The following is a 21224-nucleotide window of genomic DNA, read 5'->3' as shown; positions in this document are numbered from 1 at the left end:
CACTTTGCATGATAATGCGGAATGCCGCATACTCTTGCTATGTCTAAGGTCCTCACCTCCCTGCCCACCGGTCAGCGCGTCGGCATCGCCTTCTCGGGCGGCCTCGACACCTCGGTCGCGGTCGCGTGGATGCGCGACAAGGGCGCCGTCCCGTGCACCTACACCGCCGACATCGGCCAGTACGACGAGCCCGACATCGCCTCGGTGCCCGGCCGCGCCTCGGCCTACGGCGCCGAGATCGCGCGGCTGGTGGACTGTCGCGAGGCGCTGGTGGAGGAGGGGCTCGCGGCACTGACCTGCGGTGCCTTCCACATCCGTTCGGGCGGGCGCCCGTACTTCAACACGACGCCGCTGGGCCGGGCGGTCACCGGGACCCTGCTGGTGCGGGCCATGCTGGAGGACGACGTCCAGATCTGGGGCGACGGCTCGACCTTCAAGGGCAACGACATCGAGCGGTTCTACCGCTACGGGCTGCTCGCCAACCCCGCGCTGCACATCTACAAGCCGTGGCTGGACGCGGACTTCGTGTCCGAGCTGGGCGGGCGCAAGGAGATGTCGGAGTGGCTGCTCGACCACGGGCTGCCCTACCGCGACAGCACGGAGAAGGCGTACTCGACGGACGCCAACATCTGGGGCGCGACGCACGAGGCGAAGACCCTGGAGCACCTGAACACCGGGATCGAGTCGGTCGAGCCGATCATGGGCGTCCGCTTCTGGGACCCCTCGGTGGAGGTCCTTCCGGAGGACGTGACGGTCGGCTTCGAGCAGGGCCGTCCGGTGACGATCAACGGGAAGCGTTTCGCCTCCGCCGTGGATCTGGTGACCGAGGCCAACGCGATCGGCGGCCGGCACGGCCTGGGCATGTCCGACCAGATCGAGAACCGCATCATCGAGGCGAAGAGCCGGGGCATCTACGAGGCGCCCGGCATGGCGCTGCTGCACGCGGCGTACGAGCGGCTGGTGAACGCGATCCACAACGAGGACACCCTCGCGACGTACCACAACGAGGGCCGCCGGCTGGGCCGCCTCATGTACGAGGGCCGCTGGCTGGACCCGCAGGCGCTCATGGTGCGCGAGTCGATCCAGCGCTGGGTGGGTACGGCCGTGACCGGCGAGGTGACGCTGCGGCTGCGGCGCGGGGAGGACTACTCGATCCTGGACACGACGGGTCCGGCTTTCAGCTACCACCCGGACAAGCTGTCGATGGAGCGCACCGAGGACTCGGCCTTCGGGCCGGTCGACCGCATCGGCCAGCTCACGATGCGCAACCTGGACATCGCCGACTCGCGCGCGAAGCTGGAGCAGTACGCGGGACTCGGCATGGTCGGCTCCTCCCCCACGGCGCTGACCGGCGCCGCGCAGGCGGCCTCGACCGGCCTGATCGGCGCGATGCCCCGGGGCGGTGCCGAGGTCATCGCCTCGCGCGGCGAGGTCTCCGAGGACGATCAGGTGCTCGACCGCGTCGCCATGGAGGCGGGCACCGACTGAGCGGGCGGACGCCGTCCCGGCCCGCCCCCGGAGGGCCGCCGGGCGCGCCAAGGGATCGACCCGTGGTGCGCCGGCCACCGCGACGGCTCCTTCGGGCCGAGAACCCGGGCACGCGGGACGTCGCCCACTACCGCGAGGCCGTGTACTGGCTTGGGGACCGGGCCGAGGCGGACCCGGCCACGCTCGGCAGCGACACCCGCTACTGGGCCGACGCACGCCGGTCCGGTCCCCCGGGTCCCCCGGACAGGTCTCCGCGACCTGTCCGGGGGACCCGCCCGGTCCCCGTCCGGCCCGTTCAGCGCTGAGGGGTGTCCGCCAGCCGCGTCGACCGCACCGCCTCGGCGACCGTGGCGCGGTACAGGCCGAGCTTCGGCTTCAGCACCTTCGCCCCGGGGCCGAGGGGGAAGGTGCGCGTATCGGCGTTCGGCATGTGGTCGCCGTCGGCCAGCACGTTCAGTTCGTCGATCCGGCGTACGGTGCCGGTGCGCGACCGGCCCGGGTTGAGGTCGATCACGGCGTAGGCGGTCCGCCCGGCCCCGACCGGGTACGCGGACTGACCGCCCCGGCCGCCGGGGACCAGCGGCCGGACGTCCTTGCCGTGGTCGCGGGCGTGCGAGTCGCCGAGGCTGACGCGCGGGAAGCGGCTCAGGCCACAGGCGCCGCCGCCGAGGTTGCGGACGGCGATCACCCGCTGCCCGGGGGCCCCGGCCCGCCCGGTCACCCGCACCGACAACTTCCGGTTGTCGCAAGGGGGCTTGAAGGCGTGGGCGTCCGAGTCCCCGCCGCCCGCCCGTGGCCCCGCGCCCCCGAAGGGAGCCCCGCTGTGCCCGGCCCCGGTGTACGCGACGGTGGTGGTGCGGCCCGGGTCGGCGGCCCGCGCGCCGGAGCCCTGCCCGCCGTGGGCGGTGAGCGTCAGGGCGAGCACGGCGGTCGTGGCGGCGGCGCCGAAGAGGGCGGCGCGGTGACGGGTCTGCTGGATACGCAAGGAAGTTCCCCCGGTGCGGTGGTGCGACGGCGGCCCGGACCGGTGGACGACCACCGCCCGGACCCTCACACCTCCCACTGTTCCCACCGGGAGCCGGATTCCCCCGGTACCCCGCTGACACGACCCGAACGAGGCGGGCGAACACACTCACGGGTACCGCGCGCCACCGGACGGAACCCGGCTGTCGCCCCGCGCTTGGTGCGGCGCGACGGGGGCAGGCGCTCACCCATGAAGACGGCGAAGCTGGAACTCGCGGCACAGCGGTACGCGGAGGCGGAACAGGCCCTGTCGGCAGCCCGGGACGATCTCGTGGTCGAGGCGGTGGCCCTGCTGCGCGCCCACCGCGACCAGCCCGCCCCCACCGAGGTGGACGTCTCCCGGATCACGGGCTGGTCCGTCGAGGACGTACGGCGGCTGCTGGCCGAGGCGGACGCGGTGGGCGCGAAGCCGGTGCCGTAGTCCGGGAAACCGGACGGCCGGACGGCGAGGCGGCGAGGCGGCGAGGCGGCGAGGCGGACTGTTTCCCGAGGCCCCGTGCGGCGACCCCGTGCACGCCCTGCTGGGGCGCACGGGCCGGGGCGGTCGGCGGGCCGGGCGCCTCGTACGTCGGGGCGGGTGGCGGCAGGCCCTGCCGGAGCGACGTCTCCGCCGCCCGGCCACGCTCCTCCCGCACACCCCCGTTGCCCTCGGCCGGTGGCGCGTACGATCCTGCCCTGATGGACTTCCCCGCCCGGACGATCGCCCTGGACGACCTGACGCTGCGCGCCTTCGACATCGCGACGGACCTGGCGGAGCTGTACCGGGTCACGGCCCAGTCGCTGGACCACCTGCGCCCGTGGGTGCCGTGGGTCCCCGAGACGTACAGCCTGGTGTGGACCGCCGACTATCTCGCCGCTCGTTGCCAACGCTGGCGGGAGGGCACGGAGTTCACGTACGCCGTGGTGCTGGACGGGGCGCTGGCCGGCGCCTGCGGGCTCTACCGGCACGAGGACACTCCGGCGCGCTGTCACGAGATCGGGTACTGGCTCCATCCGGCCGCCACCGGCCGGGGGGTGGCCACCCGGGCGGCGTGGGCGCTGACCGAGGAGGCGTTCCGGCTCCCGGGCGTCGAGCTGGTCGAGATCGTCCACGACCCGGCCAACCTGCCGAGCGGCGCCGTTCCGGCCCGGCTCGGTTTCTCCCGGCACCGCCGCCGCCCCGCCGAGCGGCTCGCGCCGGCCGAGACCGGTGAGGAACTGGTGTGGCGCCTGACGCGGCGGGAGGCCCTGGACCGGATACGGACGGGGAGGACGCCGGACCGGGCGCCACGGGGACCCGTTCGGGAGGGGTGAGGCGCCCCCGCCCGTCTCACCCCTCCAGGCTGCGCGCCGCCTGGTCGAGGAGTTCCTGGACGCGCAGGCCCCGCGCGGCGTCCGGGGCCCGGGTGACGCCGGTGCGGACGGCCTCGGCGAACTCGCGGCGCAGGACGGGCCAGCACTCCTCGTGGTCGATGCCCTCCGTGTCGTACACCAGCTCCTCGTCCGGACCGAGGAGTTCGATACGGGTGCGGGCCCGGGGCAGGCGGACGGCGCCGGACAGGGACGCCTGGCTGATCGCGCCGTTCTCGTGCGCGCAGGTCAGTTCGGTCCAGTGGCGCGGGTCGCCGGTGGCGCGGACCGAGACGATCGGGGACACCGCCGCGTCGAGGAGGTCGATCAGGTGCGGGCCGAGGTCGAGCAGGGCGCCGTGTTCGAGCCGCCAGGCGGTGGCCATGTCGCCGCCGAGGAAGGCGCCGTGCAGGTAGCAGGAGCGGGCGCCGAGGACCTCGCGGTTCGCCGCCTCGGCGAGGAAGGCGCGGGTCGCCGGGTGGTAGCGCTTGGTCAGGACGAGCTGGGAGACGACGCCGTGTTCGGCGACCGCCTCGGCGACGGCGCGGGCGGCGGCCAGATCGGCGCCGAGCGGCTTCTCCAGCAGGAGTGCGCGCCCGGCGGCGGCGGCCCGTACGGCGAGCGGGGACTGCGCGGCCGGCGGGACGGCGAAGGCGACGGCCTCACACGTGTCGAGCAGTTCCTCGAAGGAGCCGGCGGCCCGCGCGCCGTAGGCCGCCGCGACCTCCTGGGCCGCTTCGGGCCTGCGGGCCCACACGGAGGTGAGCGTCGTCTCGGGTCCGGCGGCCAGGACGCGGGCGTGCATGGTGCGGGCCCAGGGCCCGGCGCCCACGAGCCCGACGCGGACGGGGGCGGGGCTCTCGCCGGGGCCGGCGGGGGTTTCGCGGGCGGCGGGGTCGTGCATGGTGCGCTCCGGGTGGTTCACGGGGTGTGCGGGTGGGTCACAGGGGGACGGCCGCGGGCGGGTCGGTGCGGGCGAGGGCGGCGAGGCGCGCGTCGGCCCGGTCGGGGGCGTACAGGTGGTCGACGACCATGCGGGCGGCACCGACGAGGCCGGCCCGGTCGCCGAGGTCGGAGGTGAGGACCTGGAGGTGGGCGGTGGTGCGGGGCATGGCGCGCTGGTAGAGCAGTTCGCGCACTCCGGTCAGGAACGGGGTGCTGGCGAGGTCGCCACCGAGGACCAGCACCCCGGGGTTGAGCAGCGTCACGACGGTGACGAGCACTTCGCCCACGCGCCGTCCCGCGTGCCGGGTGAGGCCCACGGCCTCGGGCTGTCCCGCCGCGAGGTGCGCGCGCACGTCGGAGCCGGAGGTGGTGCGCACCCCGGCCTCGGTGAGCTGCGCGGCGATGGCGCGTCCGCTGGCGACGGCGGCGAGGCAGCCGTGCGAGCCGCACATGCACAGGACGTCGGGCCGGTCGTGCAGCCGGATGTGCCCGATGTCGCCCGCGCCGCCGTCGATGCCCCGGTACACCTCCCCGTCGATGACGACGCCCGCGCCGATCCCGGTGGACGCCTTGACGAAGACGAAGGCGCGGCAGTCCGGGTGGTGGGTGCGCTGTTCGCCGAGGGCCATGAGGTTGGCGTCGTTGTCGACGAGGACGGGCAGCGGCCCGGCCTCGTGGTGGGCGCCCACGTGCTCGGCGTACAGCTCGCGGAAGCGCTCCCGCAGCGGGTAGCTGTCCCAGCCGGGCATGATGGGCGGCTGGACGAGCCGGCCCCGCTCCCGGTCGACGGGCCCGGGTACGGACAGACCGAGGCCGCAGACCCGCTCGGGCGAGGCGCCCGCGCGCTCCAGGAGCGGCCCGAACCAGCGGGCGACGTGGTCCAGTACGGCTTCGGGGCCGTCCGCTATGACGAGGTCGCCGCTGTGTTCGGCGAGCACCCGGCCCGCGAGGTCCATGACGGCGGCGCGGCCGTGCCGGGTCTCCAGGTCGGCGACCAGGACGACGGCGTGGTCGGTGTCGAACTCCAGCCGGGCGGAGGGGCGTCCGCCGGTCGAGGTGCCGGTGGCTCCGCGCAGCCAGCCGGCCCGGAACAGCTGGTCGAGCCGGTGGCCGACGGTCGAGCGGGACAGCCCGGTGGCCTCCTGCAACTCCCCGCGTGTCGTGGCCGTACCGCTGCGGATGAGTCGCAGCAGGTGTCCGGCGCTCGCCTGGTTTCCCGCCATCGCCGTCTGCCGTCCTGTCCCTCGTCGGCCGGGCCCGCGCTCCGGCGCCTTGCCGGTCAGGGTGCCCTGCTTATGTTTCGGGCCGAAGGCGGCCCCGTGTCCTACCCCTTGTCCGCGCCGGCGGTCAGCCCTTCGGTGAGCAGCCGTTCGGCGGCGAAGAAGAGGGCGACGACGGGGATCGTGAGGACGACTGATCCTGCCATGAGGACGGTCTTGGAGACCTCTATCCCGTTGGCGAGCTGCTGGAGGCCCAGCGAGACGGTCCACTTGTCGGGGTCGGCGGCGAGGAAGAGGAGGGCGAAGAGGAACTCGTTCCACGCGATCATGAAGACGTACAGGCCGGTGGCCATGAGGGTGGGCAGGGCCAGCGGCAGGATGATCTTGCGTACGGTCTGGAAGCGGGAGGCGCCGTCGATCGCGGCGGCCTCCTCGATGCTGTACGGGATGGTGACGAAGTAGTTCTTCAGCATGTAGATCGACACCGGCACGGTCTGCGCGATGTAGACGACGGCGAGGCCCACGAGGCTGCCGGACAGGCCCATCTTCGCGAACATCACGAACAGCGGCACGGCCAGCAGGGTCGAGGGGAAGAGGTAGACGGCCAGGAACAGCGCGCCGACCTTGCGGTGCCCGAAGAACTTGAGCCGGCTGACGGCGTACGCGCCGGGCACGGCGGCGGCCAGCGTCAGCAGCACCGTGCCGATCGCGACGAGCCCCGAGTTGAGCAGCATGGCCAGGAAGCCCTGCCCGCCCTCGGAGGTCGGCTTCAGGACGCTCTCGTACGTCGAGAGGGTGAAGTCCTTGGCGGAGATCCACAGTTGGCCGGGGTTGAGCAGCAGCGAGTCGATGGGCTTCAGGGACAGCAGCAGCATGTAGTAGAAGGGCACGATCGTGATGAGCGCCAGGAAGGCGATCACGACCCAGCGCAGGACCCCGAAGAGCCCTTCCTCGAACTGTGTACGGGTCATGCGGGACGCGCGGCTCATGCGGACTCCTCCTGCACCTTCTTGCCGAAGAACACGAAATAGACGCCGAGCAGGACCATGAGCACGACGGCGAGTACGAGCGCCTGCGCGGAGGCCGCGCCCACGTCGAAGCGCGAGGTGAGGAAGTCGTAGACGCGTACGGCGACGACGTCGGTGCCGGAACCGCCGCCGGTCAGCAGGTAGACGTCGTCGAACTTGTTGAAGGTCATGATGAAGCGCAGTACGGACAACAGGGCGATGACGGGCATGAGTTGCGGCAGCAGGATGTGCCGGAAGCGCTGGGTGGGGGTCGCCCCGTCGACGCGCGCGGCCTCCTCCAGCGAGTCCGGTACGGCCTGTAGGCGCGCGAGCATGAAGAGGAAGGCGAACGGGAAGTAGCGCCAGGTCTCGAAGGCGATGACGGTAAGCAGCGCGAGCGGGATGTCGAAGTGCAGCCCGAACAGGCCCACTTCGTAGGAGCGGGTGGACAGGAACGCGATCGGGTCGTCCCAGCCGAACAGCTTGCGGCCCCACTCGTTGACGATGCCGTACTGGGGGCTCAGCGCCGTCTCCCACACGAAGGAGACGGCGACGACCGGGGCGACGTACGGCAGCAGCATCGCGGCGCGCAGGACGCCGCGCCCCCGGAAGGGCTTGCGCAGCGCGAGCGCCGCGACGAGACCGAGGACGATGGACCCGGCGGTGGCGCCGACGGTGTAGGCGACGGTGGTGCCGAGGCTGCTCCAGAAGCCGGGTGAGCCGAAGACCTGGCGGAAGTTGTCCAGGGTCCAGCGGCCGAAGAGGCCGTTGCTCTGGATGTCGACCAGCTTCGCGTTCTGGAAGGCCAGCAGGACCGTCCACAGGATGGGCACGATCACGACGACCAGCACCACGACGAAGGTGGGCGTGACGAAGGCGAGTCCGGCGCGGTTCTCCCTGCGGGCGGCGGACAGGGGTGGGGTGCGGCGCTTCTTCGCGTCGCTCGGGGCTGAGCTCATGGGTGGTCCTTGGGGGCGGCGTGCGGGTCGCGGGCGGCGGGGCCGGTGGGGTCCCGGCGGCGGGCTCCAGGAGCCCGTGCGCGGCGGCGAGAGAGGCGGGCTCGGCTCCGGAGGCCCGGAAAGGGGTACCGGGGGGCTCCTCGTGGGCTACTGAAGGGACTTCTTCAGGGCGGCGACTTCCTCGGCGGCCTCCCTGGCCGCCTCCTCCGGCGACTCCTGCCCGCCGGTCATCGAGCCGATGGCCTTGGCGACGGGCAGTTCGCCGTTGGTCGCGCCGACCAGGGCGCCCTGTCCCTCGGTGAGGCCCCAGCGCTGCATCTCGCCGACGCCCTTGAGGAGTTGGTCGACCAGGCCGGAGGGGTAGGCCTGCTGGAGGGAGCGCCGCTTGTCGACGCCCATGTCCGCGCCGCGCCACGCGTCCCGGAAGACCTCGGGGTCGGCGGTGGTGCCGTTGCGGACGGGGATCTTGCCCTCGGGGGCCATGTCGAACCAGTCGGCGTAGCCCTTGCCCATCATGTACTCGATGAACTTCCGGGAGGCGCCGGTCTCGGCGGTGCGGGTCACGGCCCAGGAGGTGATCTCGCCGAACTGCGCGGGTTCCTTGCCGTCGGGGCCCTGGAGCGAGGTGACGATGCCGGTGTTGCGGGCCAGGAAGCCGGGGTCCTTCTTGCACTGCGGGCAGCTCGGGAGGGCGTCGGAGCGCAGCCCCGCGAGTTCGTCCAGCAGGAAGGAGGACCACACCATCATCCCGGAGCGCCCGGAGAAGTACGTGGCCCGCGTGGTGTCGACGCTCTGGGTGCCGGGGGCGCCGTGCTCGCGGGCCAGGGTGTCGTAGGTCCTGAAGGCGGTCCGGCAGGCCGGTGAGCCGAGGGCGACCTCGCCCTTGTCGTCCACGAGGCGGCAGCCGTTGGCGAGGGCGAGGTCCTCGAAGCTCTGCTGGGTGAAGACGTCGGAGGGGTCGGTGGCCAGCGAGATACCGGCCCGGTCGCCCTTGTCGAGCGCGGCGGCGGCCTTGAGCGCGCTCGCGTAGCTGGTCGGCGGCCTCAGTCCGGCCTTCGCGAAGAGGTCCTTGCGGTAGACGAGTATCTGGAGCCACGCGTCCGAGGGCACGGCCAGCCGGCTGGCGCCGTCGGCGGTCAGCGACAGGGCGTTGGGGTTGAAGGTGCGCGGGTTCAGGTCGGCGACGACCTGCTGGGCCACCTTCGTGTTGAGCAGCCCGTTGCCGTACATCTGCCAGACCTGGCCCATCGGGACGGCGCCGATGACGTCGGGGAGTTTCCCGGCGGCGGCGGCCGACATGATGAGTTGCGGGAGCTGGGCCTCGTCGACCCCCACGAGGTCGACGTGGACGCCGGACTCCTTCTCGAAGCGGCTGACGACCTTCTTCGTGGCCGCCATGCGGGGCGGCAGGTTCTCCTGCGTCCAGACCGTGATCCGGTGGTCCGCCTTCTGCTCGCCGGTGTCGCTCCCGCATCCGGCGAGCAGTCCGGCGGCGAGGGTCGCGGCGAGCCCGAAGAGGGTCGCCCTCGTCCCTCGGCCCTTCATCACCATGCTGTGTCCTCACGCTACTTACGTTTGTTCCTGCTGCATCTCAACATCACTTTTGCTTGTTGACAAGACATAACTCTGAGATATCTTCGACGGAAGTCGGCGATCACCGTCGCGGCCGGCGGATCACCCTCGCGACACCTGTCCTGATCACCCGTCTCCGCCCTCTTATGTCCGTCTCTCACGTCCGGAGTGCTTTTCCGTGGAAAGCGTCGTCCAGTTCACCGGCCCCCGACAGGTCGAGGTCGCCTCGCACGAGAGTGCCGCGCTGCCCCTCGGCCACCTGCGGGTGCGCACGCACTACAGCGGGATATCCGCGGGTACCGAACTCACCGCGTACCGGGGCACGAACCCGTATCTGACCCGCACCTGGGACGCGGGGGCGCGGCTGTTCCGGGAGGGGGCGGCCGGGATGGAGTACCCGGTGGCCGGCTGGGGCTACTCGGAGGTCGGTGAGGTCACGGAGGTCTCCCCGGAGCTGGCCGGGCAGCCGGGTGTACCGGCGAAGGGCGATCTGGTCTGGGGCATCTGGGGCCACCGCAGTGAGGGCGTCGTCCCGGTCGAGCGCATGACCGGCCACACCCTGCCCTCCGGTCTGGAGCCGCTGGCGGGCGCCTTCGCGCGGGTCGGCGCGATCGCCTACAACGCGGTGCTGTCCGCCGACATCCACGTCGGCGAGGAGGTCGCGGTCTTCGGACAGGGCGTCATCGGGCTGCTCACGACGCGGCTCGCCCAGCTCAACGGCGCCCGCGTGACGGCGGTCGACGCCCTGGACGGCCGTCTGGAGACCGCCCGCGCCTACGGGGCGGCCCGCACCCTCAACGCCCGCACGGACGACGTGGCCGAGCGCGTCCGCGAGGCCACCGGCGGCGCCGGGGCGGATGTCGCCATCGAGATCAGCGGCGCCTACCCGGCGCTGCACGAGGCGCTGCGCTCGGTCGCCGTCGGCGGCCGGGTCGTGGCCTCGGGCTTCTACCAGGGTGACGGCGTCGGCCTGCGCCTGGGCGACGAGTTCCACCACAACCGGGTCCAGCTCGTGTGCTCGCAGATCGGCGGGGTGCCGCCGCAGCTGTCCGGCCGGTGGACGGTGGAACGCCTCCAGCGCACCTTCCTCTCCCTGGTCGCCGAGGGCAGGGTCGACGTGAAGTCCCTGGTCAGTCACGTCGTCCCGGTCGCGGACGCGGCCGAGGCGTACGCGCTGCTCGACGAACGTCCCGCCGACGCGCTCCAGATGGTCCTGAGCTTCTGACGCCCCGGTACCTGAAGCCGCCGCGTCCCCGCGGCGGCCGCCCCTCTTCCCGCCCCGCTGCCCCGCGCATCCCGCCGCGCCACCCGCCCGGCGCTGAAAGGCCCCGCCATGATGAAGACCGCCTGCCAGGAACAACTGCTCCCCGGTGACACGCTCCAGGAGAAATGGGACTTCGCTCAGGAGGCCGGTTTCGACGCCGTCGAGCTGCGCTCCAGGGGCGACTTCCACTTCCGGGACCGGCTGCCCGAGCTGAGGCGGGCGCTCGCGGACGGCGTCGTGATGCCCACGGTGTGCGTGGAGATGTCGCATTTCTTCGCCGCCTTCGACGAGGACCTGCGCCGCGACGCCCTGGAGCAGATGAAGTCGCAGCTCAGCGTCGCCGCCGAGATCGGCGCGCTGGGCGTCCAGACCCCGGCCTCCTACGGCATGTTCTCGCGCCGGCTGCCCCCGTTCGAGCCGCCGCGCTCCGAGGAGCGGGACCGCGAGGTGCTGCTGAGCGGTCTGGCCGAACTGGGCGAGCACGCGCGCGAGGAGGGCGTGAGCCTCTACCTGGAGCCGCTGAACCGGTACGAGGACCACATGGTCAACCGGCTGGAGCAGGCCGCGGAACTCATCGGCGCGGTGGGGCTCGACTCGGTGCGCATCGGCATCGACAGCTACCACATGAACATCGAGGAGGCCGATCCCGCGGCCTCGATCCTGGCCTTCGCGCCGTTCATCGGCCACGCGCAGGTCAGCGACTCCAACCGGTTCCAGCCGGGCGCCGGCCACCTGGACTGGCCGGCCTGGCTGGGCGCGCTGCACACCATCGGCTTCGACGGCTACCTCGCCGCCGAGTGCCGGCTGACCGGCGACCCGGTCGAGGCGGTCCGCTCGATCCCCGGTTTCCTGCGGAGGTCCGGGGCGTGAGCGCACTGCTCGGAACCCCCGTGCCCACCGCCGCCGCGGACCTGACCCTGCGGCGCGGTGCGGCACGGGTCCTGCTCGGCAACTGGCGGGGCGGCTCGACCGTTCCCTCGCGCGGCCTGTACCCGCACCAGTGGAGCTGGGACTCGGCGTTCATCGCGATCGGCCTGCGGCACCTGTCGGTACGCCGGGCGCAGCGGGAGCTGGAGACGCTGCTCGCCGCCCAGTGGGCGGACGGCCGCGTCCCGCACATCGTGTTCAACCCGGCGGTGCCGCTGGACGCGTACTTCCCGAGCCCCGACTTCTGGCGCTCCTCGCGCGCGGGGGCGGCGGCCGGTGCCCCCGCGGCGATCGAGACCTCCGGCATCGTGCAGCCGCCGGTGCACGCGCTGGCCGCGTGGCTCGTGCACACCGCCGACCCCGAGACCTCGCGCGCGCGGGGCTTCCTGGAGCGGCTGCGGCCCCGGCTGGCCGCGTGGCACGACTACCTGACCGGGCCCCGGGACCTCGGGGGCGGCGGACTGGCCGCGATGGTCCACCCCTGGGAGCCGGGGATGGACAACAGCCCCGCCTGGGACGCGCCGTTGGCCCGCGTGGAGCCGGTCGCCCCGGGCTCCTACCGGCGCGCGGACCTCGACCACGGCCAGTCGGCGGAACGCCCCACCGACCTCGACTACGGGCGGTACGTGCGCCTCGCGGCGGACTACCGCGACCGCGGCTACCGCGACGCGGGCTACCGGGAGGCGGCGCCCTCGGCCTTCGCGGTCGAGGACCCGTGCGTCAACGCGCTGCTCATCGCCTCCGAGCACGCGCTGGCCCGCGTCACGGCTCAGACGGGCGGCGATCCGGCCCCGCACGAGGAGCGGGCGGCACGGCTGACGAAGGCGCTGGTGCGGCGGCTGTGGTCCCCGGAGCACGGCATGTTCCTGAGCCGCGATCTGGTGGACGACCGGCTGATCCCCGAACGCAGCGCGGCCGGTCTCGTCCCGCTCCTCGTGCCGGGTCTGCCGGCCGAGGTCGTCGCGGCGCTGCTGTCCACCGCCAAGGGCGGGGGCTTCCGGCTCGGCGAGCTGCCGATGGCCGCCTCCTACGATTTGAGCGGGCCCGCCTTCGACGCCTCGCGGTACTGGCGCGGCCCCGCCTGGTTCAACATCAACTGGCTGCTGGAGCGCGGACTGCGCGTCCAGGGCGCGTACCGGGAGGCGGACGGCCTGCGGGACGCGATGCTGGACATCGCGGGCGCCTGCGGGTTCGCCGAGTACGTCGATCCGTACACCGCCCAGGCGCGCGGCACCCGCGACTTCGGGTGGACGGCGGCCCTGACCCTGGACCTGCTCGCCGCCCGCCGGGCGGCCACACCCGCGCCCCGGGCCGCCGGCCGGGACAGCGACGCACCGGCCGGCTCCGGTGCGCGAGAGAGGACTTCGGTGCGCCTGTGACCACCGCCGCCGACACCACGCTGGTCCACGCCGGCACCTTCGCCGTACTCGGCCCGGACGGCGGGCTGACGGGCCGCCGGGGCAGCACCCCGGACGGCCTGTTCCGCCGCGACGCGCGCCATCTCAGCCGCTGGGAGCTGACGGTGGACGGCGCCACGCCGCTCGTCCTCGTCCCCCTGCGCGAGGACGCGGGCGCGGCCACCTGCGTACTGACCCCGCCCGGGACCCGCGACGAGCCGCCCGCCTACACCGTGTTCCGTGAACTCGCCCTCGCTTCCGGCGTGTTGGTGGAGCGGCTGCGACTGGTGAGCAACCTGCCGCAGCCGGGGCTCGCCCGCCTCGGACTGCTCGCCGACGCCGACTTCGCCGACCAGTTCGAACTGCGCTCGGACCACCGGGTGTACGTGAAGGAAAACGCCCGCCGTTCGGCGGCCCCCAGCGCCTCCGGCGTCCGCTTCGCCTACGACCGCGACGGGACCTGGCACGCGGAGACGGTGGTCACGGCCTCCCCCGCGCCTTCCGCCGTGGAACCGGTGGGCGACACGGCGCACCGGCTCGTGTGGGACCTGGAACTCCCGGCGCACGGCGGCGCGGAGATCCTGCTGCGCGCCGAGGCGCGTCCGCACGGCGCCCCCGCCCCCTCCCCCGTCGCCGGCCCCTCCGAGGCGGCGGCGCTCGCCCACGCGGACACGGCGGCCTTCGTGGAGCGGACGCCGCTCGCGGTACCGGGGGACGCCCCGGCCGGCCTGGCCGCCGCCTGCCGTCAGGGGCTCACCGACCTCGCGGGCCTGCGGGTGCCGGCCACGGGACCGGACGGCGCGGAGGTGCGGGTTCCGGCGGCCGGAGTGCCGTGGTTCCTCACGCTGTTCGGCCGGGACTCGCTGCTGACCTCGCTGTTCGCCCTGCCGTACCGCCCGGACCCGGCCGCCGCGACGCTGCGCGCGCTGGCCGCGACCCAGGGCACGGTGTACGACGCGGAGCGCGGGGAGCAGCCCGGACGGATCGTGCACGAGATCCGGCACGGCGAACTCGCGCACTTCCGGCAGGTCCCGTACGGCCGCTACTACGGTTCGGTCGACGCGACCCCGCTGTTCCTCGTCCTGCTCGGCACGTACACGGACACCACGGGTGACACCTCGCTCGCGACGGCGCTGGAGCCACAGGCGCGGGCGGCCGTGGAGTGGATGTTCCGGGACGGCGGCCTCGGCGGGGGCGGCTACCTCGTGTACCGCCCGGACCCGAAGGGCCTGGTGAACCAGAACTGGAAGGACTCCGAGGGCGCGATCTGCTTCCGCGACGGCACGCAGGCCGAGGGCCCGGTCGCGGTGTCCGAGGCGCAGGGCTACGCCTACGACGCCCTGGTCCGCACGGCCCGGCTGGCGCGCGACAGCTGGTCGGACGCGGCGTACGCGGACCGTCTCGACCGGGAGGCGGCCGCGCTGCGGGAGCGGCTGGACCGGGACTTCTGGATGGCCGGGGAGGACTTCCCGGCGCTCGCGCTGGACGGCGCGGGCCGCCAGGTGGACGCGCTGGCCTCCGACGCGGGGCACCTGCTGTGGTCGGGCGTCCTGGACGAGTCGCGCGCCCGCCGGGTCGGCCGCCGCCTGCTGGAGGAGGACTTCTTCTCCGGCTGGGCGATCCGCACCCTGGCCTCGGGCCAGCCCTGCTACCACCCGCTGTCGTACCACCGGGGCAGCGCCTGGCCGCACGACAACGCGGTCATCGCCCTGGGCCTGGCCCGCTACGGCCTGACCGAGGAGCTGCGCGCCCTGACGACGGGCCTCGCCGAGGCGGCGGCACACCACGCGGGCCGCCTCCCGGAGGTCCTCGCGGGCTACGGCCGCGCGGAACACTCCCGCCCGGTCCCCTACCCGCACTCCTGCTCCCCGCAGGCGTGGGCGGCGGCGACTCCGCTGGCGCTGCTGAGCGGGTGGCGGGCGGTGGGGTGAGCGGAGAGCGCCCCGGGAGGTGTACCCGCCCGGCCTCCTTACGAGGCCGGGCCCCGGCCTCTCCCGCCGGACGGGCGGCACCGGACGCGGACCGGCGCCTCCGCCGGCAACGGCACCGGCACCGGCACCGGCCACCGCCGGTCACCCCTTCGGCTGAAGAGTCCCCGTCGCCCTTGCGTATCCGGTGCCATTGCCGCCTTGATGGGAGCGGCACCCGACACCGCCGTACCGAAGGGCTGACCGAGTTGACGACACCGCGCCGCACCAGGCACCTCGTACCCCTGCTGACCGGGGCCGTCCTCCTCGCGGGTTCCGGCACCGCCGCGGCCACCTCGCCGGGGGTCCCGGCGTCCGCCGCCCCGAGCATCGACGCGATCTGCCGCAGCCACGGGCAGACGTACACCGTCCGCGAGTACTTCCGGGGCCCGGCCAGGTACACCCTCCGCTGCGGGACGAAGACGTGGGGCTGGAAGCACATCAAGCTCCGCCACGGATGGAACGCCGCCATGGACAAGAAGATCAGCGCGGCGATCTACTCGGGCCGGCCGAACGGGCGCGGTGGCTTCTCCACGTACACCGCCCAGTGCCCCTCGGTCGAGAAGTTCCGGACCATCCTCGGGACGCCCGCCGCCCGCAACGACCTGCTGACCGCCTACCCGGTGAACACCGTCGCGAGCGGGGCGGGCGGCGGCGCGAAGTGCTGAGCGGGTGGGTCCCGCGATGACCCCCCGGTCACCGGCTGAGGCGGCCCTCGCCGAGTCCTTCACCACGGGGGCCGGGGACCAGTCGGTCGGCTACCGGGTCAGTGGCCTGTCCCCGGACTACCACGCGGACCGCACGGTCACCCTGCGGTACACGGTGACCGTCGTCCCGGCCCTGGGCGACCCCGAGGACTGGGAGTTCACGCTCCACTGGGACGACAAGAGCTTCGCCGACCTCTTCGACTCCCCGAGCCCCGCCCCGGATCGTCTCGCCGTCCTCCTCGGCCTCGTGCACTCCGCGTTCGACGAGTGGTGGTTCACCAAGGACAGCGACCGGCGCTCCGCGAAGATGGGGCGCCGACTGCCCTGAGGGAGGCGGTGCGCCCGCGGGGCTTGAGGGCTTCCACGGGGCTCTGGGGCTTCCGCTGGTCCCCGGGGTCCGCTCAGTCGAGGCAGAACTCGTTGCCCTCGACGTCCTGCATCACCTGGCAGGACTCGTTCTCCTCGTCGGCGAGCAGGAGTTGCCCGCGTACCGCGCCGAGCGCGACCAGCCGGGCGGCCTCGGCCTCCAGCGCGGCCAGGCGCTCCTCGCCCTCCAGCCCGGTCCCGACGCGTACGTCGAGGTGCACCCGGTTCTTGACGACTTTGCCCTCGGGTACGCGCTGAAAGTACAGGCGCGGGCCGACACCGGTGGGATCGGAGGCCACGAATCCCGCGTCCCGCTTCTCCGGGGGGAGGCTGAGGTTGTACGCGTCCCAGGTGGCGAACCCCTCCGGCGGAGGCGGTGCGACGTACCCCAGCACCTCGCACCAGAAGCGGGCGACGCGCTCCGGTTGCGCGCAGTCGAAGGTGACTTGGACCTGTCTGATCACTGACATGGGCGCACCGTAGCAAGGGGCTCCGGGGGCGCGCCTTTCTTTTCGGGGGAAGCCGGGACGGGCGACGGCGTCCGGGATCCGCCACGTGCTCACCGCACCCCGGGGCCCGCGCGGGACCACCCCTCAGTAGCCTCTCTCCCGGCGGTCGGCACCCCGGACCGCCCGTCCGCTTATGGCGCGGGTCACAGGAACCGGGGCGTGCTCGCGGAGAGATACCGGGTGTGAGGGAACCACCAGAGTCAGAGGCCCCGGAGGCTCCGCAGAGCCCGGAGTGCCCAAGGAACCCGGCGAACCCGGAGAACCCGGAGAACCCGGCGAACCCGGAGAACCCGGAGAACCCGGAGAACCCGGTGCACGAGGAGGTGCGCCGACGGCTGCGCGCGGGGGATCGCGAGGCCTTCGCCGAGCTGTACGAGCGCCACGCCCACGCCGTCTACCGCCACGCGCTGCGCCTGCTGGGCGACTGGTCGGCGGCCGAGGACGTCATGGGCGAGACCTTCCTCGCCGCGTGGCAGGGGCGGGAGCGGCTGGAGGAGGGCCGGGGTTCCGCGCTGCCGTGGCTCCTCGGCATCGCCACCCACAAGTGTGAGAACGCCCGGCGGGGGTCGCGGCGCCGGCTCGCCTTCCTGGTCCGCCAGCCGGCACCGGCCGCCGTGGCCGACTTCGCGGGCGAGACCGCCTCCCGGCTCGACGACCGGCGCCGCCTCCGGGCGGTCTCGCTGGCCCTCGGCCAACTGCGCCGCCAGGAAAGGGAGGTGCTGTCCCTGCACGTGTGGTCGGGGCTGGACTACCAGCAGACCGCCGACGCGCTCGGCGTCCCGGTGGGCACGGTGCGCTCACGCCTGTCGCGCGCCCGCAAGAGGCTCGCCCGGCTCGCGGAAGCCACGGACCGCGCCGACCGCTCGGGAGAGGGCGCGGAACCCCGGACGGTCCGCGGAGAGGTAACGAACACAGCCGCACTCGCGGCTCTGCCCGTGCGGGAGGGAACCCGATGAACCGCGAAGACGCCGCCTGTCCTCAGGAGGACGGGAACGACGACGCCGCCCGGCACCTGGCCCGGCTGCTTCCGGCTCCGGTGACCGGGGACCTGTCGCCCGAGCAGTTCCGTCGCCAGAAGGACGTACTGATGAACCGCATCGACGCCGACCGGGCCGCCGAGCCCCGCCGTGACCGGCCGGCCGCCGCCGCTCCCCGACCGGTCCGCGGGTTCCTGCGCCCCGCTGTCCTCGTTCCCGTGTCGGCGCTGGCGCTGGCCGGGGTGCTCGCGGGCGGTGTCGCCCTCGGCACGGGCGACGACCACCGCGCGGCGGCGACCGCCTCGGCCTCCGCGTCCCAGGGCGCGGGCGGCCTGCTGCACCACCTCTCGACCGTCGCCCTCGCGAGCGAGGCCCCCGTGGTGCGCGACGACCAGTTCCTCTACACCCGTTCCAAGGTCCAGGGCGCCGACCTGACCAGCGGCAAGGCCGTGCTGGACCCGCTGCACGAGGAGCAGGTCTGGTCCGCGCAGGACCCGCGCCCGCTCAAGAAGCTCGGGCTGGTGCGGACCAACGGCGAGGACCTTCCCGTCAACGCCGAGTTCGGCGACGAGGACGGCACCCCCGCCGGGCTGTACCGCCCCACCTACAACTGGCTCGCGAGGCTGCCCACCGACCCGGAGGGACTGCTGGCCTACCTGTACGCCCACGTCAGGAAGGACCCCGGCCAGGAGACCGACCAGATCGTCTTCGAGCAGATCGGTTCCTGGCTCGGCGGGCTCGTCCCGCCGAAGACGGCCGCGGCCCTCTACCGGGCGGCGGCGAAGATCCCGGGCGTAAGGGAGGTACCGGAGGCCAAGGACGCGATCGGCCGCAGCGGCCTCGGCATCGCCCGCGAGGACACCCGGTACGGCAACCGCACCGAGTGGGTCTTCGACAAGGACGACTACTCCTTCCTCGGCTCCCGCGACTACCTGACGAGGGACACCCCGTACGGAAAGTCCGGGACCCTCCTGTCCAGCAGCGCGGAGATCGAGCACGCCGTCGTCGACAGGGCGGGTCAGACGCCGGGCGCGGCGGCACGCTCGTAGACCGGCGTACCGCCGCCTTCGCCGGCCGGCCGGGCCGGTTCACGCACCGCACGAGGACGGGGCAGCCGCGCGACGCCGGGGCAGCCGCGCGACGCCGGGGCAGCGCGGGCCCGGACCGGCCGCCAGCCGTACCCGTGGTCGGACGTTGTCAGACGCTGCTGGCAGCATCCCGGTCATGAACGCCCTCTACACCACCCCGCCACGGCCGTTCGACGTGACCGCGCTCTTCCCCCGACTGGCCCCGCTGGCACGGACGGCCACCCGGCTGCATCCGCGCCCCGGGTCGCCGGCCGTGCACGACAGCCACGTCGGCGGGCCGCTCCTGTGGCCCGCCGACGAGCCGTGGCCGTACTGCGCCGAACCGCACGACAGCCGCGCGTCGCTCAGGATCAACTCCCCGGACGACGTCCGGCTCCTGCGCCGCAACCGCGCCGCCGCCGCCGAACGGCTGCGCCTCGACCCCGGGGCGCCCGAGTGGACCCCCGAGGACCGGGAGGTCCTGGAGCGGTTCAACGCGGGCCGCCCGTGGTCCGACGGTCCCGTCCCTCTCCTGCCCGTGGCCCAGTTGTACGCCCGCGACATCCCCTTCCCGCATCCGTCGGGCACGGACCTCCTCCAGGTCCTGTGGTGCCCGTTCGACCACGCGATGGCACACCCCAGGACCGCGCTGTTCTGGCGTTCCTCCGCCACCGTCACCGACGTCCTCGACGCACCTCCCGAGCCGCCGGTCGTCCAGGACGAGTGCTACCTCCCGGAGCCCTGCCTGTTCTCACCGGAGCAGGTCACCGAGTTCCCCAACCCCATGGAGCTGGACCAGGAGTTGCGGGACCAGCTGAACGACCCGAGCCGCTGGGAGTCGATCGACCCCGCGCGGTACAAGGCGTACGCGGACGACCCGGGCGAGCTGTACCTGAACAACCTCTGCACCGCCCCCGGCTGGAAGACCGGCGGCTGGACCCGCTGGAGCCCCACCGACCCCGTCGACCGCTCCTGCCCCGAGTGCGGCACCCCGGCGGTCCCGCTCCTCACCATCGCCTCCTGGGAATGGGACGACGGCAGCGAGACGTGGATCGCCACGGAGGAGCGCACGCCCCCGGCCCCGCCTTCCCCTGGCGCCCAGGACGGCGCCCCCACCGCGATCGACATCACCGGCGGCAACAACCTGCAACTCCACGTGTGCCCGGCGTCCCCGGACCATCCCCACATCGCACTGCTCCAGTGAGCCGTCGCTGCACCGGCGTCCCCGCGACGCCGGGAGCGGGCCCCCTGCCACCCGGCCACCGGTCGGGTCGGCCGAAGGGGCTCAGGCGGACGGCGTCACCGGGGGCCGCAGGCCGAGCCACTGCTCGGCGTCCCAGGCGTGGAACCGCTCCACCTCGGTGAACCCCGGCTTCGCCGCGAGGCGCGTCGAGCCGGCGTTGGCGGTCCGGGTGTGGAGCACCACCGGCTCGCCGGGAAGGGCGCCGTCGAACCAGTCGGGCGGCGCCGCGCACGCCTCGGCCGCGTACCCGAGTCCCCACACGCGCGGCAGGAACAGGTAGCCGGGATCGGCCTTCCCGGCGGCGGCCGGGCGCCGGTGCCGCGGGCGGGCGCCGCCGACCGCGCGGGCGCCACCGCGGGCCGGTCGGCCGCCCGTTCACCGGGCCGGGCGGCCACGCGCACCCGGTGCCCTCGGCTCCCGTGACGACCGCCCACGGCCTCGGTCACGCACAGACACCCACCCGCTCGTGTCAGCCGCGCCGGAACAAGGTCGCCTGGAACCGGTAGGAGTCCCCGCGGTAGGTGGACCTGCCGAGGATCAGGGGGCGGCCGGACGCGTCCGCGCAGGACTCGGTGCCGATGAGCACGGGGCAGCCCTCCGCCACTTCCAGATACCCCGCCGTCCGCGCGTCGGCCCCGCCCGCCTGCACGCTGAAGTCGCTGCGGTAGGGCCGCACTCCGAGAGCGGCCAGTTCGGCGTAGAGCGAACGGTCCCGCAGCTCGCGGTCGGCCAGGCCGGGGACCCTGGAGAGGGAGATGACCTGCCGTTCCAGGCAGACCGGCGTCTGTCCGAGCGAGCGGACCCGCTCCAGGTCGAGGACCGCCGAGGCGGGCGGCTCCTTCAGCTGTTCGGCCTCGTCCAGGGTCGCCGGCCGCTCCTGCCGGGCGAGCACCCGGGTCCGCGCCTCCAGGCCGCGACTCCGGGCCATCTCCGTGAAGCTGATCAGCGTGTGGGGCGGTTCCCCCAGCGGGGCCGACACCACGTGCCAGCCGGACTGCGGGGCCGGGAGGATCAGCCCGTCCTCCGCGAGCTGCGCCAGCGCCTGGCGCAAGGTGCCCCGGCTGATGCCCAGTTCGGCGGCGAGGACGCGTTCGGCGGGAAGCCGGCCGGCGGCGGCGAAGTGCCCGGCCCCGATGCGTGAGCGCAGCGTCCCGCAGGCGGCGCGGGCGGTCGCTCCGAGCGAGGGAGGGGAAGAAGCGGATTCCGTCACGTCTGCCTGCCTACTAGACCAATAAGAGGAGTTGGTACATCCAGTGG

At 73.7% G+C, this 21224-nt stretch carries 20 protein-coding genes and 1 pseudogene; 12 read left to right on the top strand and 9 right to left on the bottom strand.

Going from position 1 to position 21224, the window contains the following annotated elements; all coding sequences use genetic code 11:
* Nucleotides 1-39 precede the first annotated feature (39 nt).
* Nucleotides 40-1488 (top strand): argininosuccinate synthase, encoded by a 1449-nt coding sequence (gene argG / locus ACFYMP_RS14410; protein WP_388855943.1) that lies wholly within the window; start codon nt 40-42, stop codon nt 1486-1488.
* Nucleotides 1489-1783: 295 nt separating this feature from the next.
* On the opposite strand, the gene ACFYMP_RS14405 is transcribed toward argG, so the two are convergent.
* Nucleotides 1784-2473, bottom strand: coding sequence for a DUF4232 domain-containing protein (locus ACFYMP_RS14405; RefSeq protein ID WP_388855940.1), 690 nt, complete (start codon nt 2471-2473; stop codon nt 1784-1786).
* 228 nt (nt 2474-2701) lie between these two features.
* Between ACFYMP_RS14405 and ACFYMP_RS14400 the strand changes: the two genes are divergently transcribed.
* Both ACFYMP_RS14400 and ACFYMP_RS14395 read left to right on the top strand, forming a co-directional pair.
* Nucleotides 2702-2932 carry a hypothetical protein gene (locus tag ACFYMP_RS14400; RefSeq protein WP_388855937.1) on the top strand — a complete coding sequence of 77 codons (231 nt, stop codon included), beginning with the start codon at nt 2702-2704 and terminating at the stop codon, nt 2930-2932.
* 257 nt (nt 2933-3189) lie between these two features.
* A complete protein-coding gene (locus ACFYMP_RS14395; RefSeq protein ID WP_388855934.1) occupies nt 3190-3804 on the top strand; it encodes a GNAT family N-acetyltransferase in 615 nt (204 codons plus the stop codon).
* A 16-nt stretch (nt 3805-3820) separates the two neighbouring features.
* On the opposite strand, the gene ACFYMP_RS14390 is transcribed toward ACFYMP_RS14395, so the two are convergent.
* The 5 genes from ACFYMP_RS14390 to ACFYMP_RS14370 all read right to left on the bottom strand — a co-directional run bounded on the left by ACFYMP_RS14390 (nt 3821) and on the right by ACFYMP_RS14370 (nt 9522).
* Complete coding sequence (locus tag ACFYMP_RS14390) at nt 3821-4744, bottom strand: Gfo/Idh/MocA family protein (protein ID WP_388855931.1); 924 nt, start codon at nt 4742-4744, stop codon at nt 3821-3823.
* A gap of 37 nt (nt 4745-4781) precedes the next feature.
* Entirely contained in the window at nt 4782-6008 is a 1227-nt protein-coding gene (locus tag ACFYMP_RS14385) for an ROK family protein (RefSeq protein ID WP_388855928.1), read from the bottom strand.
* Nucleotides 6009-6109: 101 nt separating this feature from the next.
* On the bottom strand, nt 6110-6994 hold the full coding sequence (locus tag ACFYMP_RS14380) for a carbohydrate ABC transporter permease (protein ID WP_388855925.1): 885 nt from the start codon (nt 6992-6994) through the stop codon (nt 6110-6112).
* Nucleotides 6991-7971: a carbohydrate ABC transporter permease gene (locus tag ACFYMP_RS14375; RefSeq protein ID WP_388855922.1), complete on the bottom strand. Its 981-nt coding sequence runs from the start codon at nt 7969-7971 to the stop codon at nt 6991-6993. Before ACFYMP_RS14375 ends, ACFYMP_RS14380 begins: the two co-directional genes overlap by 4 nt.
* A 147-nt stretch (nt 7972-8118) precedes the next feature.
* Nucleotides 8119-9522, bottom strand: coding sequence for an ABC transporter substrate-binding protein (locus ACFYMP_RS14370; RefSeq protein ID WP_388855919.1), 1404 nt, complete (start codon nt 9520-9522; stop codon nt 8119-8121).
* A gap of 199 nt (nt 9523-9721) precedes the next feature.
* On the opposite strand from ACFYMP_RS14370, the gene ACFYMP_RS14365 reads away from it, so the two are divergent.
* The 6 genes from ACFYMP_RS14365 to ACFYMP_RS14340 all read left to right on the top strand — a co-directional run bounded on the left by ACFYMP_RS14365 (nt 9722) and on the right by ACFYMP_RS14340 (nt 16133).
* Nucleotides 9722-10768: a zinc-binding alcohol dehydrogenase gene (locus tag ACFYMP_RS14365; protein ID WP_388855916.1), complete on the top strand. Its 1047-nt coding sequence runs from the start codon at nt 9722-9724 to the stop codon at nt 10766-10768.
* Between the two features lie 108 nt (nt 10769-10876).
* Nucleotides 10877-11677, top strand: coding sequence for a sugar phosphate isomerase/epimerase family protein (locus tag ACFYMP_RS14360; RefSeq protein WP_388855913.1), 801 nt, complete (start codon nt 10877-10879; stop codon nt 11675-11677).
* Nucleotides 11674-13113, top strand: a complete 1440-nt coding sequence (locus ACFYMP_RS14355) for a hypothetical protein (protein ID WP_388855910.1) — start codon at nt 11674-11676, stop codon at nt 13111-13113. The genes ACFYMP_RS14360 and ACFYMP_RS14355 overlap by 4 nt, the downstream gene beginning before the upstream one ends.
* The gene (locus tag ACFYMP_RS14350; protein WP_388855907.1) at nt 13110-15062 is read left to right on the top strand and encodes a glycogen debranching N-terminal domain-containing protein; all 1953 of its coding nucleotides are present in this window, start codon (nt 13110-13112) and stop codon (nt 15060-15062) included. Before ACFYMP_RS14355 ends, ACFYMP_RS14350 begins: the two co-directional genes overlap by 4 nt.
* A gap of 245 nt (nt 15063-15307) precedes the next feature.
* Nucleotides 15308-15766, top strand: coding sequence for a hypothetical protein (locus ACFYMP_RS14345; protein ID WP_388855905.1), 459 nt, complete (start codon nt 15308-15310; stop codon nt 15764-15766).
* Between the two features lie 16 nt (nt 15767-15782).
* Nucleotides 15783-16133, top strand: coding sequence for a hypothetical protein (locus ACFYMP_RS14340; RefSeq protein ID WP_388855902.1), 351 nt, complete (start codon nt 15783-15785; stop codon nt 16131-16133).
* A 73-nt stretch (nt 16134-16206) separates the two neighbouring features.
* Here the strand turns inward: ACFYMP_RS14340 and ACFYMP_RS14335 are convergent, their stop codons facing one another.
* Nucleotides 16207-16641 carry a VOC family protein gene (locus tag ACFYMP_RS14335; RefSeq protein ID WP_388855899.1) on the bottom strand — a complete coding sequence of 145 codons (435 nt, stop codon included), beginning with the start codon at nt 16639-16641 and terminating at the stop codon, nt 16207-16209.
* 362 nt (nt 16642-17003) lie between these two features.
* Between ACFYMP_RS14335 and ACFYMP_RS14330 the strand changes: the two genes are divergently transcribed.
* From ACFYMP_RS14330 to ACFYMP_RS14320, 3 genes are all read left to right on the top strand, one after another.
* Nucleotides 17004-17636 carry an RNA polymerase sigma factor gene (locus ACFYMP_RS14330; protein ID WP_388856077.1) on the top strand — a complete coding sequence of 211 codons (633 nt, stop codon included), beginning with the start codon at nt 17004-17006 and terminating at the stop codon, nt 17634-17636.
* Nucleotides 17633-18706 (top strand): CU044_5270 family protein, encoded by a 1074-nt coding sequence (locus ACFYMP_RS14325; RefSeq protein WP_388855896.1) that lies wholly within the window; start codon nt 17633-17635, stop codon nt 18704-18706. The genes ACFYMP_RS14330 and ACFYMP_RS14325 overlap by 4 nt, the downstream gene beginning before the upstream one ends.
* A 175-nt stretch (nt 18707-18881) precedes the next feature.
* Complete coding sequence (locus ACFYMP_RS14320; protein WP_388855893.1) at nt 18882-19928, top strand: hypothetical protein; 1047 nt, start codon at nt 18882-18884, stop codon at nt 19926-19928.
* Between the two features lie 81 nt (nt 19929-20009).
* Here ACFYMP_RS14320 and ACFYMP_RS14315 read toward each other — a convergent pair.
* Nucleotides 20010-20285: pseudogene (locus tag ACFYMP_RS14315) on the bottom strand (GNAT family N-acetyltransferase); the annotation flags it as partial.
* Nucleotides 20286-20436: 151 nt separating this feature from the next.
* Entirely contained in the window at nt 20437-21177 is a 741-nt protein-coding gene (locus ACFYMP_RS14310; RefSeq protein ID WP_388855890.1) for a GntR family transcriptional regulator, read from the bottom strand.
* Between the last annotated feature and the right edge of the window lie 47 nt (nt 21178-21224).

Source organism: Streptomyces sp. NPDC007088 (assembly GCF_042869355.1).
Classification (GTDB): domain Bacteria; phylum Actinomycetota; class Actinomycetes; order Streptomycetales; family Streptomycetaceae; genus Streptomyces.
Note: the sequence above shows the minus strand (reverse complement) of the source record. Positions and strands in the feature narration are given on the sequence as shown.